General features: G+C 53.7%; 17 protein-coding genes. 10 read left to right on the top strand and 7 right to left on the bottom strand.

Annotation, left to right across the window (positions count from 1 at the left end):
• Both EUZ85_RS04060 and EUZ85_RS04055 read right to left on the bottom strand, forming a co-directional pair.
• Entirely contained in the window at positions 1-1,389 is a 1,389-nt protein-coding gene (locus EUZ85_RS04060) for a sigma-54 dependent transcriptional regulator (RefSeq protein ID WP_305000037.1), read from the bottom strand.
• Positions 1,390-1,393: 4 nt separating this feature from the next.
• Positions 1,394-3,355 (bottom strand): ATP-binding protein, encoded by a 1,962-nt coding sequence (locus EUZ85_RS04055; RefSeq protein WP_127968038.1) that lies wholly within the window; start codon positions 3,353-3,355, stop codon positions 1,394-1,396.
• Positions 3,356-3,648: 293 nt separating this feature from the next.
• On the opposite strand from EUZ85_RS04055, the gene EUZ85_RS04050 reads away from it, so the two are divergent.
• On the top strand, positions 3,649-3,939 hold the full coding sequence (locus EUZ85_RS04050; protein WP_011394313.1) for an Lpp/OprI family alanine-zipper lipoprotein: 291 nt from the start codon (positions 3,649-3,651) through the stop codon (positions 3,937-3,939).
• Between the two features lie 9 nt (positions 3,940-3,948).
• Here the strand turns inward: EUZ85_RS04050 and EUZ85_RS04045 are convergent, their stop codons facing one another.
• Positions 3,949-4,896, bottom strand: a complete 948-nt coding sequence (locus EUZ85_RS04045) for a L,D-transpeptidase family protein (RefSeq protein ID WP_127968037.1) — start codon at positions 4,894-4,896, stop codon at positions 3,949-3,951.
• A 401-nt stretch (positions 4,897-5,297) separates the two neighbouring features.
• Between EUZ85_RS04045 and EUZ85_RS04040 the strand changes: the two genes are divergently transcribed.
• Positions 5,298-6,242 (top strand): NADP-dependent oxidoreductase, encoded by a 945-nt coding sequence (locus tag EUZ85_RS04040; protein ID WP_127968036.1) that lies wholly within the window; start codon positions 5,298-5,300, stop codon positions 6,240-6,242.
• Positions 6,243-6,251: 9 nt separating this feature from the next.
• On the opposite strand, the gene EUZ85_RS04035 is transcribed toward EUZ85_RS04040, so the two are convergent.
• Both EUZ85_RS04035 and EUZ85_RS31075 read right to left on the bottom strand, forming a co-directional pair.
• The gene (locus EUZ85_RS04035; RefSeq protein ID WP_164887176.1) at positions 6,252-7,106 is read right to left on the bottom strand and encodes a fructosamine kinase family protein; all 855 of its coding nucleotides are present in this window, start codon (positions 7,104-7,106) and stop codon (positions 6,252-6,254) included.
• A complete protein-coding gene (locus EUZ85_RS31075; protein ID WP_164887175.1) occupies positions 7,084-7,905 on the bottom strand; it encodes a hypothetical protein in 822 nt (273 codons plus the stop codon). Before EUZ85_RS31075 ends, EUZ85_RS04035 begins: the two co-directional genes overlap by 23 nt.
• A gap of 374 nt (positions 7,906-8,279) precedes the next feature.
• Here EUZ85_RS31075 and EUZ85_RS04030 point away from each other — a divergent pair, with 374 nt between their 5' ends.
• From EUZ85_RS04030 to EUZ85_RS04020, 3 genes are all read left to right on the top strand, one after another.
• On the top strand, positions 8,280-9,314 hold the full coding sequence (locus EUZ85_RS04030) for a Glu/Leu/Phe/Val dehydrogenase dimerization domain-containing protein (RefSeq protein WP_127968034.1): 1,035 nt from the start codon (positions 8,280-8,282) through the stop codon (positions 9,312-9,314).
• 480 nt (positions 9,315-9,794) lie between these two features.
• Positions 9,795-10,460 (top strand): GntR family transcriptional regulator, encoded by a 666-nt coding sequence (locus EUZ85_RS04025; RefSeq protein ID WP_127968033.1) that lies wholly within the window; start codon positions 9,795-9,797, stop codon positions 10,458-10,460.
• Positions 10,457-10,918: a hypothetical protein gene (locus tag EUZ85_RS04020; protein ID WP_145965863.1), complete on the top strand. Its 462-nt coding sequence runs from the start codon at positions 10,457-10,459 to the stop codon at positions 10,916-10,918. Before EUZ85_RS04025 ends, EUZ85_RS04020 begins: the two co-directional genes overlap by 4 nt.
• Before the next feature lie 25 nt (positions 10,919-10,943).
• Here EUZ85_RS04020 and EUZ85_RS04015 read toward each other — a convergent pair whose 3' ends face one another.
• Positions 10,944-11,537: a hypothetical protein gene (locus tag EUZ85_RS04015; protein WP_127968031.1), complete on the bottom strand. Its 594-nt coding sequence runs from the start codon at positions 11,535-11,537 to the stop codon at positions 10,944-10,946.
• 99 nt (positions 11,538-11,636) lie between these two features.
• Between EUZ85_RS04015 and EUZ85_RS04010 the strand changes: the two genes are divergently transcribed.
• From EUZ85_RS04010 to EUZ85_RS03990, 5 genes are all read left to right on the top strand, one after another.
• The gene (locus EUZ85_RS04010) at positions 11,637-12,194 is read left to right on the top strand and encodes a thioredoxin family protein (protein WP_127968030.1); all 558 of its coding nucleotides are present in this window, start codon (positions 11,637-11,639) and stop codon (positions 12,192-12,194) included.
• A gap of 52 nt (positions 12,195-12,246) precedes the next feature.
• Positions 12,247-12,798, top strand: coding sequence for an alpha/beta hydrolase (locus EUZ85_RS04005; protein ID WP_127968029.1), 552 nt, complete (start codon positions 12,247-12,249; stop codon positions 12,796-12,798).
• Positions 12,799-12,959: 161 nt separating this feature from the next.
• Complete coding sequence (locus EUZ85_RS04000) at positions 12,960-13,253, top strand: DUF2470 domain-containing protein (protein ID WP_127968028.1); 294 nt, start codon at positions 12,960-12,962, stop codon at positions 13,251-13,253.
• A 68-nt stretch (positions 13,254-13,321) separates the two neighbouring features.
• The gene (locus tag EUZ85_RS03995; protein ID WP_127968027.1) at positions 13,322-14,113 is read left to right on the top strand and encodes a hypothetical protein; all 792 of its coding nucleotides are present in this window, start codon (positions 13,322-13,324) and stop codon (positions 14,111-14,113) included.
• A gap of 32 nt (positions 14,114-14,145) precedes the next feature.
• The gene (locus tag EUZ85_RS03990) at positions 14,146-14,385 is read left to right on the top strand and encodes a CPXCG motif-containing cysteine-rich protein (protein WP_241566948.1); all 240 of its coding nucleotides are present in this window, start codon (positions 14,146-14,148) and stop codon (positions 14,383-14,385) included.
• A 28-nt stretch (positions 14,386-14,413) separates the two neighbouring features.
• On the opposite strand, the gene EUZ85_RS03985 is transcribed toward EUZ85_RS03990, so the two are convergent.
• Complete coding sequence (locus EUZ85_RS03985) at positions 14,414-14,779, bottom strand: hypothetical protein (protein ID WP_127968026.1); 366 nt, start codon at positions 14,777-14,779, stop codon at positions 14,414-14,416.
• Between the last annotated feature and the right edge of the window lie 77 nt (positions 14,780-14,856).

The raw sequence follows: 14,856 nt of genomic DNA, 5'->3' as shown, positions 1-14,856 counted from the left end.
CTACTCCGACTCGCGAAAATCCTGGCGGCTAATGCCATACTTTTTCATTTTGTCGTACAGCGTTTTCCGCGGCAGGCCGAGGGCGACAAGCGTATCCTTGATACTGCCTTGATGAGCGGCCAAAGCTTCGCGGATAAGCGTTTGCTCATACAGTTCCACCTTCTCCGTCAGTGTGCGGCGACTCTGAATCTCCGGTTCGCCCAGCATATGCTCCATATCGAAGGAGCATTCCTCCCCCATAATCACGTAACGCTCCGCCAAATTGCGCAGCTCCCGTACATTACCCGGCCAATTGTGAGTCAGCAGGCGATGTCGTTGCTCAGGTTTTAACGGCACGATTTCCTGCTGATAGCGGGCGGCGGCGACTAACGCAAAGTGCTCGAATAAAAGCGGCACATCTTCAAGTCGATCCTGCAGAGAGGGAATTTCCACCGCCACCGTATTCAGCCGATAATATAAATCGCTACGGAATTCTCCCTTATCCGCCATTTCCTTCAGACTGATCTTGGTCGCGGCGATCACGCGCAAATCCAGAGGAATCAATGTATTGGAACCCAAACGCTCCACTTTGCGCTCTTCCAGCACACGTAATATTTTGACCTGCAGAGACAGCGGCATACTCTCTATTTCATCCAGAAACAGCGTGCCGCCATTAGCGTGTTCAAACTTACCAATGCGACGCTTATCTGCACCGGTGAAAGCGCCCGCTTCATGACCAAACAGTTCGCTTTCAATGAGGTTTTCGGGCACCGCGCCACAGTTGATGGCGACAAAGTTGTGCTCGCGCCGGTTGCTGTGCTCGTGCAGATAGCGAGCCACCAGCTCTTTGCCGACGCCGGTTTCACCGAATAACAGAATATCCGCCGGGGTATTCATCACTTGTTGCAATACGCGCCGCAATCGCTGAATTGCGGGAGTGCGTCCCAAAATACGCGGGCCGGGCGCGTTCTGCTCCTGCAACTCTCTGCGTAAATCACGGTTCTCCAGCGTCAGGCGACGCTTGTCCATGGCGCGCCGGATGGTATCCAGCAGGCGCTCGTTGCTGAAAGGCTTTTCTATAAAGTCATAGGCGCCCTCGCGCATGGCGGAAACGGCTGTTGAGATATCGCCATGGCCGGTCACCAGAATCACCGGTAATTCGGAATCCACTTTCTGCAACGCCTGCATCAGCTGCAACCCGTCCATCCCCGGCATATTGATATCGCTGACCAGCACGCCGGGCCAGTCAGTTTGCAGGTTCCGCAACGCCTCTTCCGCACTGAGAAAGGTTTCCACCTGCAGGCCTTCCAGCTCCAATGTCTGGCCAACGGACTGCAGGATATGGCGGTCATCATCGATGAAGTACACCATCAGTTCGGCGCCTGCTGCGCCTGCATTCTCTGACTGCAAAGTCTTACTCCTCATTGTCGCCGCCGGCCGACTGCAAAGCGGCTTGCGAGTCGGGAACGGTGGAGGCGTCCGCCTGAGCCAGCGGCAGCTCGACTATAAACAGCGCCCCCCCTTCCTCATTATTGGCGGCGCGCAATTCGCCCTTCATCGACTCGATGATTCTGTATGAAATAGAAAGACCCAATCCCAGGCCTTGTCCTCTGTTTTTGGTCGTATAAAACGGCTCGAAGATGTGCTGCATTACATGCTCAGGGATGCCCGACCCGGTATCGCGAACCTGGATGCGCACTTTGCCCCTTTGATTGACGCACTGAATGCGCAACTGCTTTTCCTGACTGCCGGACATGGCGTGCAAAGCGTTGGTGATCAGGTTAATCAACACCTGTTCCAGACGCACCATATCTCCCTGAACATAAATATCGTCCGCCGCAGCGCCTACGCCCCAGTTCACATGCGCCCGACGCAACTCCGGCTCAGTAATTTTCAAAGCCGCGTCGATACAACTGTTCACATGCACCGGACCAGACACATTAGCCTCTTTGCGGGCGAAGATTTTCAGTTGCCCAATGATGGAAGCCATGTGATCGGTCAGACCAACAATTTCCCGTAAATTCAGTTGCGCCTTGTCCGACATATTACGCTCAATAAACGCCTGCGCATTCTGCGCATAAGTGCGCAGCGCCGTCAGCGGCTGATTAAGCTCATGATTGATGCCTGCGGACAGCTGCCCCAGCAAAGCTAATTTGGCGGCTTGAATCAACTCATCCTGGGTCAGTTTAAGCTCTTTCTCCGCCCTCTCCCGCTCTTCCACTTCCTCAAGCAGACGCGCGTTGGCCTCGGAAAGATCACGAGTGCGATGTTGTACGCGAGCCTCCAGCAGATCACGGGCGGCGCGCAGCGCACGTTCCCGCCGCGCGCGCTCCACCAACAGCAATGCTAATAGCACAATGATAAAAATCATCGACAAACTGAGCAGCAGAACATTGCTGATTTCTTTTTTTACGCGCTCCATCGGCAGGAGGACCTGCACCCGCCAGCCAGCCTGAGGCATGTCTGCGGATTTAGTCAGGTAGGTTTGCGCGTTCTCATCATGTAATCCTGCGCGGACAAATTGCGTGGAGGAATCCAACAGTTGCTCTGAGGTTTGCGTTTGCGCCAGCAGCATCGGTTTCAACAGTTCCGGATCGTAGCGCTGTTCCTTTTCTATTTCGCGGGCCTCCGCCGCTCCTAGCGGACGCGTCAGCCGGAAGCGCCATTCCGCGCGGGTGGAAATAAACACTACGCCGTAATTATCCGTCACCAGCACCTCATAGGCGTTTTTCCCCCAAGGGCTGCCCCAGCGTTGTTCAACGGCGGAGAGGTCAATCTTGACCACGATGACGCCCAGGATGACGTCGTCATCCGATACGGGAAAAGAAAAATAGAAACCACGAACGCCCGAGGTAGTCCCCAGCGCAAAGTACTGCCCGGAACGCCCCTGCATGGCGTCGGAATAATAAGGCCGATAGGAAAAGTTATGTCCGATAAAGGTTCGCGGCAGACGCCAATTACTGGCGGCAAGGGTGTCCCCACGCGCATTCAGCAAATACACATCCGCCGCGCCGCCAATAAAGTTGATTGATTCCAGATAAGCATTGGTGCGGCTGGTCAGTTCAACGTTCGTCGGGTCCTGCAACAAAGCCAGCAAACGAGGGTCTACGGCGAGGATATGGGGCAGGGATTCATACTTACTTAGCAACGCCTGCAGGCTGGAAACGGAGCGCTGCAGCTCATTGGCGGCGTCCTGCTCCAGTTCCCGTACAGCAGAAGTTCTGGCCCAGTCTTCAGTGACATAAATCATGCCGCTGAAAAGCAAACATAAAACCAGAACAAAAATACCGCTGCGCAAATAACGCATGCCTCCAGAGCCGGGCGTCATCTGCTGCCTGGATGTTTGTCGCTTAATCCCGTTTTTAAATATGACCATTTATTAATAAATCTGATTAAGCATATTTACTCGCACACCCTTAATTATCGTTCGTTTCACGAAAACAGGGGAATATTATGCAGCGATTAAGGGAGCGTCCACTGAAACGCCCTGTTATAGGGCATAAATAAATTGATATTTGAGCAGAACTTACTAATTAATTATTCCGATTAGCATTTATACTTAATGGCTTTAAAACCCGATGCAGTCTAATTAAACTAACCCGGCGCTTTGAACCTTCAGTTCAAAGTCATAACAGATTATCACCACCCATAAAAAAGGGGGAAACCTCAATGAAAAAACTTCTAGTTTCAGGGATCGTTATGTCTTCGTTGCTTGCCGGTGGTTGCGCCAGCTTGACTGAGCAAGACCGTCAAGCCCTCGACGCCGCCACGACTACTGCGAACAACGCAGAGCAAGCTGTTTCCGGTGCGCAAAACACTGCTGACACAGCTCTGTCACGCGCTAACGAAGCTTACGCCAAAGCTGAAGAAGCTTTAGCTGCAGCTCTGGCTGCTCAAAAAGCGGCTAACGAAGCAAACGAACGCGCGCGTCGCATGCTGGAAAGAGCCAGCATGAAGTAATCCGGTTCCTTAAGAACCGGATGACATGCTTGCGGCCAGGGACGGCTTCAGCTCTCCAATCGGCGAAGGAAGGCCAGTCAATTCCGCCAGCGCTTTCGTCACTTTTTCTTCGTCCACCATTACACTGACGCCAGTCGACTGTAGTTTAAGCAGTTGGTAGGTATACTCTTCCCGCAGTTTTTGTTCAGTAACGTCGGCTTCTGCATGGACTTCCATCCAGAGTTTACCGTCGTCCACCGCCAGTTTGACGGACTGGTTGATGATCTTGACCGGCGTGTTGTCCGGCACCATAGACATCATCTGTTTGATATCCCAGTTATACAGACGAATACAACCATGGCTGACGCGCATTCCGATGCCCACGCCTTTATTGGTGCCATGAATCAGATAACTGTCAGCATCCAGCTTAAACGCATAAGAGCCCAGAGGATTGTCAGGCCCGGCAGGGATCGCTTTGGGTAACTGCTCGCCGTATTCATCCATCTGTCTTTGGCGAATGGACTCTGGCGGATACCAGGTTGGATTTTTCATGCGGGTGACGATCTTGGTGTCCATGATCGGTGTGGGGAAATCGACGGTGCCGATACCGATAGGTACAGTGTAGAGACGCTTTTTATCCGGCTGAAAATAATACAGGCGATATTCCGCCAAGTTTATCAAGATGCCATTGCGCAATCCCGGCGGCAGGATAAAACGCCCGGGAATGACAATTTCATCGCCTTCCGCAGGTATCCAGGCGTCTACACCTGGGTTGGCGCTAACCAGCTCATTAAATCCGAAATTGTACTGCTCGCCGAGATCGACGAAGGTGTACTCTTTTTTTGCGACCAGCCGATGTTCTCTACCGACGATGTCTTCCTTGGGATTCCAAGTCAGCTCCAGCGCCCCGGCCGAACCGCTTAACGCCTGGATGCTCACTGCGCCAACTAATCCAATCAGGGCTGCTTTCAGCTTCATTATTCGAATTCCTGTAACGAGACTAAGTATGTTCGTTGTTTTGAGGTTGTCATCTGAGCGGCATTTTAGCACTAACCCCCGACAATCCCAGAGCGGGGAGTACCTATCTCAATCCGGTGATTACTCACGCAAACTTTCTGCTCCGTTGCATATCCGCCGCATAACTTATGCGCTATATACAATAATCTATTCATTCACAATTAAAAATCCACCCGCAATTCAACGCTGCGTCAAGCCTTTTCTATTAAAACACAAACAAATAAACGTCTCCGCCGCACTGAAACTGACGCCCCGAAAAGGTATACTTGCCCACATTAAATAACGTTTAAATAACTCAAAAGAATAATACTCACCTGCAGTGAGGCCGTCTTTAGAGGTTGTTCACAGGAGGTATTTCCCCCATGAAGATCGTCCAGATAAGTGAATTTGGCGACCCATCCACTTTACGACTGATTGAAGCGAAAATCCCAACGCCAACCCCCAATCAAGCACTGATCAAAGTGCGCGCCTGCGGCGTCAATCCTATTGATTTTAAAACCCGCAGAGGCTTGGGATTTGTTGCTGAGAAAGTCAAAACCCGTATGCCCTGGACGCCCGGTTACGATATCGCCGGCGAGATAGTTGAAGTGAACGGCGCGGGCCTGTCCTTTGAACCCGGCGACCGGGTTTGCGGCCTGGTAAACTTCCCTCTGCCCGCCGGCGGCTACAGTGAATACATCGCCCTGCCCACCGACAATCTGGTCAAAATTCCTGCAGAGCTTTCTTATGTCCAAGCCGCCGCATTGCCTTTGGCTGGCTTGACCGCATGGCAGGGGCTGTTCGAAGTCGGCGCGCTGTGCGCAGGCCAAAAAGTCGTTATTCTGGCTGCGGCGGGCGGCGTTGGGCACCTCGCTGCGCAATTGGCGAAGAGCAAAAGCGCTCATGTCTGGGGCACTGCGTCAAAACCCCACCATGATTTTCTGAGCAGCATGGGCGTCACTCCTGTGGATTACCACAATCCGCACGAGCTGGAAAAACTGCGCAATATGGACTTCGTTTTTGACGCCGTAGGCGGAGAAACAGGCCTGGTGGCATTGGACTTCCTCTCCCCCAAGGGCGCATTGGTGACCTTGCCAACCATCAGCGCCACGTCAATTTGCGACGCGGCTAAGGTCCAAGGGAAACAGGCCAGCGGCTATACCGTACATCCCGACCCGCGTCGTCTGCAGGCGTTATTGACCTCAGCCGCCAAAGAAAAGCTACACGTGGAAGTGCAGGCGACCTTTTCGCTGGCGCAAGCGGCGGAGGCCCATCGAATGTTAGAGGGCGGACACGTTCGCGGCAAAATCGTACTGACGATGGACTAAACGCGCCAATCAGGTGTACGCGCCCAATATGCGCTGCACCTGCCCGGAATAACCGCCGCCAAATAAATTGAGATGGTTCAATAAATGATAAAGGTTGTAGATGTCGACTCTGTCGCGCCAGCCCTCTTCCAGCGGATACGCCGCGTCATAGGCGGCGTAGAACTCCTCTCCAAAGCCACCGAACAACATGGTCATGCCCAGCTCCGCCTCACGCCAGCCGTAATAGCAAGCGGGATCAATCAACACGGGAGCGCCATTTTCATCCTGATGCGCATTGCCGGACCACAAATCGCCGTGCAACAACGATGGCGGCTGCTGTGGAACCAGTTCAGGAAGCTTGCGGCACAGGGCTTCCAAACGCCACATGGCGCCGCTATCCAGCTTGCCGCTGTCATAAGCAAGCTGTCCCTGAAATAACAAGCGCTGCTGTGCGAAGAAAACATATCCATCGGTGTAATTATCATTAGGCTGCAAGGTCGTTCCGCAGTAGGTGGCGAATCCAAAGCCAAATTCCAGCGCAACGGATTGATGCTGCTTCGCCAGCCCTTCGCCAAAGCGAGTCCAATAATCCGGCGCTCTCTCATGAGGCTCCACCCATTCCAGCAGTAGATAGTGCTCCGCATTGGCGATCACCACTGGAACGCGCACGCCTTTGGCTTCGCGCAATATATCCAGTGAGCGAGCCTCTACTGAAAACATCCCTACCGGCGGCGAGCCATGATACTTCAGGAAGAACCGCTCTTTGTGACTGGTGTGAATCTCCAAAGTTTGATTAATGCAGCCTCCACCCACGGACTGCGACGACTCAAGCTCGCCGTATCCGTTCTCCGACAGCCACGCGCTAACCTCCTGAGTGAAGTTCATAGTCATTTCCATGTAAGCTGGGCGCCGTCGCCTGCGCCATTTTTTCAATATGGGATTGCATGACAGCGTGGATCTGCCAGGCCTCCTGCCAGAGCTGACGCGTCCTGATCGACGCATCGTCACTGAGATCTTTTTCCAACAGGCGAGGATGATAAAGTCGGAACATCACATTCAGATTACTGAGTTTGCGCGGGAAACGGGGAATGCTGAGCATGCGCGAATCCCGCAGACGCAATTCCATGTTTCTTGGCAACACTCTTCCCACACCCAATAGCCACGGAGGAATGCGCACAGGGTTAGCCCAGGATTCCGCTCCCTGATGCAGACACAGCAACAATGGCGCACGCGACCGCAAGGACAGCTCAATGAAGCGTGGACTCAGGAAAGGCTGCACGTTCAGGCCATCGCCGAAGCTGCAATTCTCGCCTTCGGGCATGATAAGGCAATCCGTGTAGCGGCTGGTTCGCATCAGCCGCAGGACATCGTTGAACGACAAGGAGCGATCAACCTGAGTTAATAGCGTGAATAACTGCTTAAACACGGGAACCTGATAATAGCCCCGCCAGGTCAATGCAAAAGGCACGCGTTCTTCGCCGCCGCTACGCAGATACGCATGCATCAGGGCAATCGCTGCGGCCAGAGCGCCAAGCGCCGGGCCATGATTCATCGCCACCACTAATTTAGGGTGCTGTTCGAGAATGGCGGATAAATCCTCAGAGTCAGGGTGCAACGTGAGTTTCTTCACGTACGCCCATTTCATCAATTCATTCGCCAGCGCAAGTTCTTCAATCGTACGCACGGCCGGAATCTCCTCTACGCTTTGGAGCGCCAGCTTAATTATTTATTTTTAATGGGTTTCTCCGATACCTAAGAGCATAGCCAAGCCGCTCCGCTCTGTCACTGCGCCAGTATTTTTCCCGGATCTGGCAGCGGGTTTATTAAGCGGCCAGGTCGTTTTATACTCAAACGAGGTTATGACCCGTCTTTATTGCGGGAATTAACCCCTAACGCGGACTCTTAGCTTCCTACAGCAAAGCGCATCCGCCCAAAATAAAAAAGCGCGTTTCCTCTGTTAACGCGAGGTTATCACCTTTCACGGCTCCGGCAAGGCGCGGCGACCACAAGTCTCCTCCCCCCTTAGCTGTAACGTGAGTTTTTAAGAGGAGTGCAGTCATGTTTGATCTGCTCGACAAATATCGAGTCAACGAATTGCATGTCAGAGACGATGCAGACAGTGGACTCAAAGCGATTATCGCTATTCACAATACCCGGTTCGGTCCCGCCCTGGGCGGATGCCGTTTTATCTCTTACGATTCCACGGAGGCGGCGCTGCTGGACGCCGTTAGGCTGGCCAGAGGCATGAGCTACAAAGCTGTGCTGGCGGGCGTGGAACAGGGCGGCGGCAAGTCCGTCATCATGAAACCCAAAGGCGCTTACGATGCGGAAAAGCTTTTCCGCACATTTGGCCGCTTTATTGAATCTCTTAACGGACGTTACATCACCGCGATTGATTCCGGCACCAGCGCCCGGGAAATGGATTACATCCGCCGCGAAACCAATCACGTCACCAGCACCAGCGACGAGGACAATCCGTCTCTGTACACCGCCCGCGGAGTCTTCGAAGGCATCAAGGCCGCCGTCGCTTACAAGCTCAAGCGTGACCTGGGCGGCGTAAAAGTCGCTGTACAAGGGGTCGGCAATGTCGGCTATCTCTTATGCAAGTTTCTGTATCAAGCGGGCGCCAAACTGGTCGTCACGGATATCGACTCCGCCCGTATCCAACGCGTAAAAGAAGAGTTCAATGCGGAAGCGATGAGTCCTGCGGATATCTATCGCACGCCTTGCGACGTCTTTGCGCCCTGTGGCCTTGGCGGCGTCATTAATGACAAAACTCTGGAACAGCTGCGTTGCGCCATTGTCGCAGGCTCAGCGAATAACCAACTGGGCGAAACCCGTCACGGCGACGCCCTCCACCAACGCGGCGTTCTATACGCGCCGGACTACGTCATCAACGCTGGAGGGCTGATTTATGCCTCGCTGCACCATAGCGGTAATAAACAGTTACTCATTGACGACAAAACAGCGCGAATTGCCAACACCTTGACGGAAATCTTTACTCAATCAGAACAACAGCGCGCGCCGACCAGTGAAATTGCTGACCAATTGGCGGAAATGCGGCTTTATCAAGGACTTTCCGAAGCTGCTTAATATGAAATAGAGCTGCGCTAAAACACAAATTCACATAAAACGGGAAAAATACGGAGTCAATTCCCCGTCCGCCCGCGAATGACGGGGCGAACGGGGAATTTCCCAGATGGTAAATGACCGGGAACGGTCTACACTGGTTTATAAGGACGCCCCCCTATTGAGCGTCAGACACTGGCGATTGCTCTCGTTCGTGTGTAGTCGACGTGTAAGGGAACGTTCTTTATCTGCTGCGCTTGCGGAGCCGGATGCGGCTCCGCTTTTTTTTGCCTGGGGCATTTATAGAAACGCACAGCCTGCTTCAGGGTTATCGGCTCCGTTCCATATAACTTTAAGTTATTTATTGAGAACGCTTTGTTATCCGTTAAAACCATAAACCGCCCGCAGGTTGCGGCTTCTGCGGTTTTCTTCAAGCAATTTCTATGCAACCATTAGCGCCCTGTAACCCTATCCCATCTTTCTTTCGCCCGCATCGGGGTAAAAATGACGTTCAAACCCAAGGAGACGCTGACCGAGCAGGTCGCCCAGCATTTGGAAGATCTCATCGTGCTCGGCCACTTGCAGTCCGGCCAAAGAATCTTCGAGAACGCCATGTCCAAAGAGCTGGAAGTCAGCCACGGCTCTATCCGAGAAGCTCTTTTGCTGCTGGAAAAGCGTTATCTTGTAACCAACGTGCCCCGCAAAGGCGCTTTCGTCACGGAGTTGAACGAGCACTTTGTCGGTAGTCTATATGAAACCCTGCTGCTGATATTGAGTCATACCGGCGTCAAACTGGTGCGTAGCTGGCGTCCTCACGATATGGAGCGCCTGGAATCGCTTTATACGCAGATGAAATCCTGCTTCGAAAAAGGCGACCTGCTGAATTTCCATAAGATCGGCGTCGAATATACACAAGCCTCTTTGGTCTACGCAGATAACTATTTCATTATCAACATGGTCAACGATCTTTGGCCGTCCGCCAAACGCTGCAGCTTTATGGCCTTGCGTCAGGGCCCAAAAATCATTGAAGACAATCTGTCTTACATGCGCAGCTCATTGGACGCCATTCATCAACGTGACGAACACAGCCTGCAATCCATCCTGGCCTCCTATGCGGAAAGCCAGCGTCAGCAAGTTATTGAGTGTGTGAGAGCGCAGACGCGGCGGTGAGAACAGAACAGACGATCGGCCGTTTAACGCGGCCTTATTCTTCCAGATATGGAAAAGCGTTGCCGCTGATGCTCGGATTCGCGCTACTGGCTGGCTGCGCAGGAAAAACCACGCAACCCGAGGCGCCCGAGCCGCAGCCGGAAATGCCGGCTGTCGAAGACGTGCACCCCGCTCCTGAACCTGAAGCGCCAGAGCCCAAGCCGCCAACTCGCCAGAGCAAACCGAAGCAGAAAGAAACCTGCGTCTTCCGTCCGCTGAAAGGCGTCGCGGAAGTATTGGAGGTCTATCCCCGCCAGTGGCTAATGAGCTTCTATCCCGGAGATCTGGAGTTTATCTATCCGACGCCGCCGGGAACGTCAAGACCACAGCAGGGAGAAGAGTTCCGGGCGATTCGCTATAAAAAATACAGCGGCCCCTGCCCTGAAGAATTCTACGAGCTGATGGGGCCTTTGCACTAAGTCGGGTGCTTACGGGCTGGGAATCCTATTTACGGGGCTCTTCCAGCTTGAGGTGACTGGTGTCTGGAGCAGGTGGCGGCGGATCTTTTTTCTTCTGTCCAAGATCGCTGCCGGTAGGGGCCAGTTGCAAGTGCGACAAATCCGGCTCAGGGAGAGGCGGAGTCTCATGATGCTCGGCCATCGCTGTTCCGACCGGGGCGACATCCCAATCCACCTCTGACAGAATCTCATCCACTTTCTCACCCGCAACAGGCAGACCGCCTGTTGGCGCAGAAGATTTAACGGGCTTAGCAGGTGCAACCGCCTGCGGCGTCGGTTCGCGCACAGCGGGTTGAGCTGGCGCGGATGGGGGCGCAGTTGGCGCTGGCGCAGGTTCCGAGACCTCCGGCGCGCCCATTTCACGAATCAAACAAACCGCGCCGTTTTTATGCAGCACGGCTTTGTATTTCTGGGCGGTGACGTCATCCAGGCGATTGCGCAGCACCACCGCCTTACCGGAGAACATCTGGTCCACCTGCGCGGGCGACGCCTTAAATAACTTAGCGACATTTTCCTTAACCTGATCCAGGGAAAAACCATCCACTAAGCCGCCAGTAAACACCAATTCGTATTGCGCCACTCATATCTCCTTCAGTTTCTTTTTAATGGTAAACTCTACCCGTCAGCCTTGCCAGTCAATACGCTAAATTCCCCCAGGAAAACAAAGAAGGAGACTACAATGGCCCTGACTTCCTCCACCATGCTCACACTGGGCTCCCGCGCGCCGAACTTTAATCTAAGCGATACTCAAGGACGCCATTGGTCGCTGGCCGATTTCAGCGACGATCCTGCACTGCTGGTGATGTTCATCTGTAATCATTGTCCCTATGTCATTCATCTGAAAAAAGCGCTGGCGGATTTCGCCCGCGACTACGCCGCCAAGGGACTTGGCGTCATCGCCATCAACGCCAACGACGCCAGCGCCTACCCGGCGGATTCCCCGGAAAACATGGCGCTGGAAGTGGCGCGCTACAAATATGTGTTCCCCTACGTGTACGACGAGACGCAAGAAGTCGCCAAAGCCTATCATGCCGCCTGCACGCCGGATTTTTTTCTGTTCGACGCCCAGCGTCGTCTGGTTTATCGGGGCCAATTCGACGACAGCCGTCCCGGCTCTGACAAACCCATTACTGGAAAAGATTTACGGCTGGCGGTGGACGCACTATTAAACGGCGGCGAAATTGCCTCCGATCAACGTCCAAGTATGGGCTGCAATATAAAGTGGCGCGACGCTTAACGGTTGTAACGCCTTACTCTCGACAAATTTGAAAGGGGCGACAGGATAAACAATGTGGCGGGTCATTTTTTCCCACGGCCGGGATAGCGGTCCCTGGGGCGGAAAAATTCAGTATTTGTCGGATATCGCGGGACGCATGGGCTTCTCCATCACCAGCGTGGATTATCGCGGCATGTCTGACCCTGACGAGCGAGCGGAGCATTTGCTGAAACAACTGCCCGGCGACGAGCGTTTGATTCTGGTGGGCTCCAGTATGGGCGCGTATGTCTCGCTGAAAGTTTCCCGGGATCATCCCGTCGAGGGCCTGTTTTTATTGGCCCCAGCAATCGGCCTGTCCGGCTATGCAGAACCCTGGCTGGAGCCATCGGCGCCGCATACGGAAGTCGTGCATGGCTGGCGGGACCATCTGATTGAGCCGCAGAATGTGCTCAAATGGGGAAGCCAGCATCGTTGCACCCTGCACTTTGTCGATGACAATCATCGCTTATTGATCAGCCTGCCGCAGATCGGCGGCTGGTTCGAGGATTTCCTGACGGCGCGGCTGCGTGACGTCGGAAACAGGCTGCAAACGACCTGTTATAGCGCCGCCAAAGCATACTATTAATCAGGCGGACAAATAGCTTCCTTCTATTTGTCTGCAACGACAGTCCCTGCACAGGTCAGGCACTGTCTCCCGCGGCCAGCCGCCGCGCAGGCGCATCCATGCGCCTGATTATTAACATGCCAATATCGTTGCCATATTAATAACCATCGGAAATTGAAGCTATGACCCTTTCCACCCAAGACGTAGCCGGCATTATTCAACACATGAACGACGACCACGCAGAGACGCTCTGCAATTACGTTCGCTACTATGGCGGCGTCCATGACGTGGTATCCGCAGAGCTGACGGAGATCACCAGCCACGAGCTTTATCTGCAGGTGATCGCTCACAGTCTCTCCTGCAAATTGTCCGTCCCCCTGATTCGCTCGATTCATTCAACGGATGAGGCGCGACAAGTTCTGGTGGAAATGGCCAAACAGGCCAAGGCCGGGCTCGCCAGCGAGAAGAGTTACTAGAGGCTGAACTCCATAGAAACGCGCCATCCCAAAACCGGTTTTTCACCTGCTTTCATCAGAGCCCCTTCGTGGACATCCTGATATTGCAGGCAGCCAAGGTTGTCACTACGGTGGCGACGGTAATGGGTTTGGCTTGGATCGCCGAGAGAGTAAGCACTCGCACCGCCGGCCTGCTGTCCGGTTTTCCCTTGGGCACGGCTATCGCTTTGACGTTCATCGGAATAGAGCAAGGTCCAGAATTCGCCGCCGCCAGCGCCTCACACGCCTTGCTTGGTTTCCTGGCGGCGCTGGCGATGACGACGGCTTATTTGTTCTGCCTCAAGCTACCCTATTCCGCAGTGTTGGCGCCGCTGGCGGGTATTCTGGCGTTTATTGTGGCGAATGGCGCACTCAGCCTGATCAGTGGGGGCTTGTGGCCTAACCTGGCGGTCGCTGGCGTTGGCGTCATATTGATCGCCATCGCTTACAGCAATATCCCTTCGGTAAATATCGCCGCCTCCGTGCGTCTGACCTATCCAGTGCTATTTCTGCGCGGCTTTCTGTCCTCAGCCCTGGTGCTGGCGATTACCTCCTTAGCCTACCTGGGCGATACCTTATTGGCGGGACTGTTTGCAGCGTTTCCGGTGACCTTTCTTCCTCTTCTGCTCATCGTTCACCTGAGTTATGGACCAGAACCAGCTCGCACGCTCATCAAGTTCTACCCCATTGGACTCGGCTCTCTGCTCGCGTACACCCTGACGGTGGCTTTGACCTACGCCAACCTGGGAGTCCTCACGGGCACGCTCGCCGGCTTCGCCGCCGCCACGCTTTACCTGATGCTGCTGAGGCTCATGCGCCAGCGGACGGCGCGGAATCCGTAATAAGGCCGAATGCGCTTGCCTAAGCGCAATTTTTGATCTATCACTTAAATACCTATCTGTATTTGCCCGAGAAAGTAGAAATGTTGCGTTACTGTGAGGTTTCCTGTCCTTATTGCGGAGAAACCCAGACTGTCGCTGTCGACTGCTCCACCGAGATTCAGGATTATTACGAAGATTGCCGTATCTGCTGCCGTCCTATGTCCATGCACGTAACCTGCAGTTATGAAGGGGAAGTATTGGACTTATGCGTCAGAAGCGAGGATGAGGCGTAGCCGACGCTTTCGCGCCGGCGGGCCTAAATCAGAGACAATCGAACTGGTCGGCTTCGTCAAAGGCCACCGACACCATTTCGTATCCCATCGAGGACAGGTCCTTCAGCAGTACGGGATTATCAAGCACCCGGCGGCAAATACGCCGTACTTGGGCGCTGGTATCTTTGTGCGCCAATTGTTCAGCGAACCGAAAATCCAACACCATGTATTTCTTCACACCGTATTGATCAGGCTGACTGAGCTCCACACTCTGATAACCAATAAAATACATATCCGAGCTGATTCTCTCCATGTCAGCAAGAGCCAAATGCAGCTGTCGGGTAGGCGACTCTGCGAAAACGGCTGGGGCGCAACCGATGGAAATCATCAAAACAATGAACCATTGACGTACCATTGACCTTCTCCCCTGAAGCGTTCAAATGAACACTGCATAATTATTAGCCAAACTTGTTCATCGCATCGCCTCGAACC

Source organism: Hahella sp. KA22 (assembly GCF_004135205.1).
GTDB lineage: Bacteria > Pseudomonadota > Gammaproteobacteria > Pseudomonadales > Oleiphilaceae > Hahella.
Note: the sequence above shows the minus strand (reverse complement) of the source record. Positions and strands in the feature narration are given on the sequence as shown.

Coding starts and splice junctions, on each gene's coding strand:
- EUZ85_RS04035 (WP_164887176.1), bottom strand. CDS start 7,106: ATGAACTTCACTCAGGAGGTTAGCGCGTGGCTGTCGGAGAACGGATAC.
- EUZ85_RS04000 (WP_127968028.1), top strand. CDS start 12,960: ATGACCCTTTCCACCCAAGACGTAGCCGGCATTATTCAACACATGAAC.
- EUZ85_RS04005 (WP_127968029.1), top strand. CDS start 12,247: ATGTGGCGGGTCATTTTTTCCCACGGCCGGGATAGCGGTCCCTGGGGC.
- EUZ85_RS04040 (WP_127968036.1), top strand. CDS start 5,298: ATGAAGATCGTCCAGATAAGTGAATTTGGCGACCCATCCACTTTACGA.
- EUZ85_RS03985 (WP_127968026.1), bottom strand. CDS start 14,779: ATGGTACGTCAATGGTTCATTGTTTTGATGATTTCCATCGGTTGCGCC.
- EUZ85_RS04055 (WP_127968038.1), bottom strand. CDS start 3,355: ATGGTCATATTTAAAAACGGGATTAAGCGACAAACATCCAGGCAGCAG.
- EUZ85_RS04025 (WP_127968033.1), top strand. CDS start 9,795: ATGACGTTCAAACCCAAGGAGACGCTGACCGAGCAGGTCGCCCAGCAT.
- EUZ85_RS04045 (WP_127968037.1), bottom strand. CDS start 4,896: ATGAAGCTGAAAGCAGCCCTGATTGGATTAGTTGGCGCAGTGAGCATC.
- EUZ85_RS04050 (WP_011394313.1), top strand. CDS start 3,649: ATGAAAAAACTTCTAGTTTCAGGGATCGTTATGTCTTCGTTGCTTGCC.
- EUZ85_RS04010 (WP_127968030.1), top strand. CDS start 11,637: ATGGCCCTGACTTCCTCCACCATGCTCACACTGGGCTCCCGCGCGCCG.
- EUZ85_RS04030 (WP_127968034.1), top strand. CDS start 8,280: ATGTTTGATCTGCTCGACAAATATCGAGTCAACGAATTGCATGTCAGA.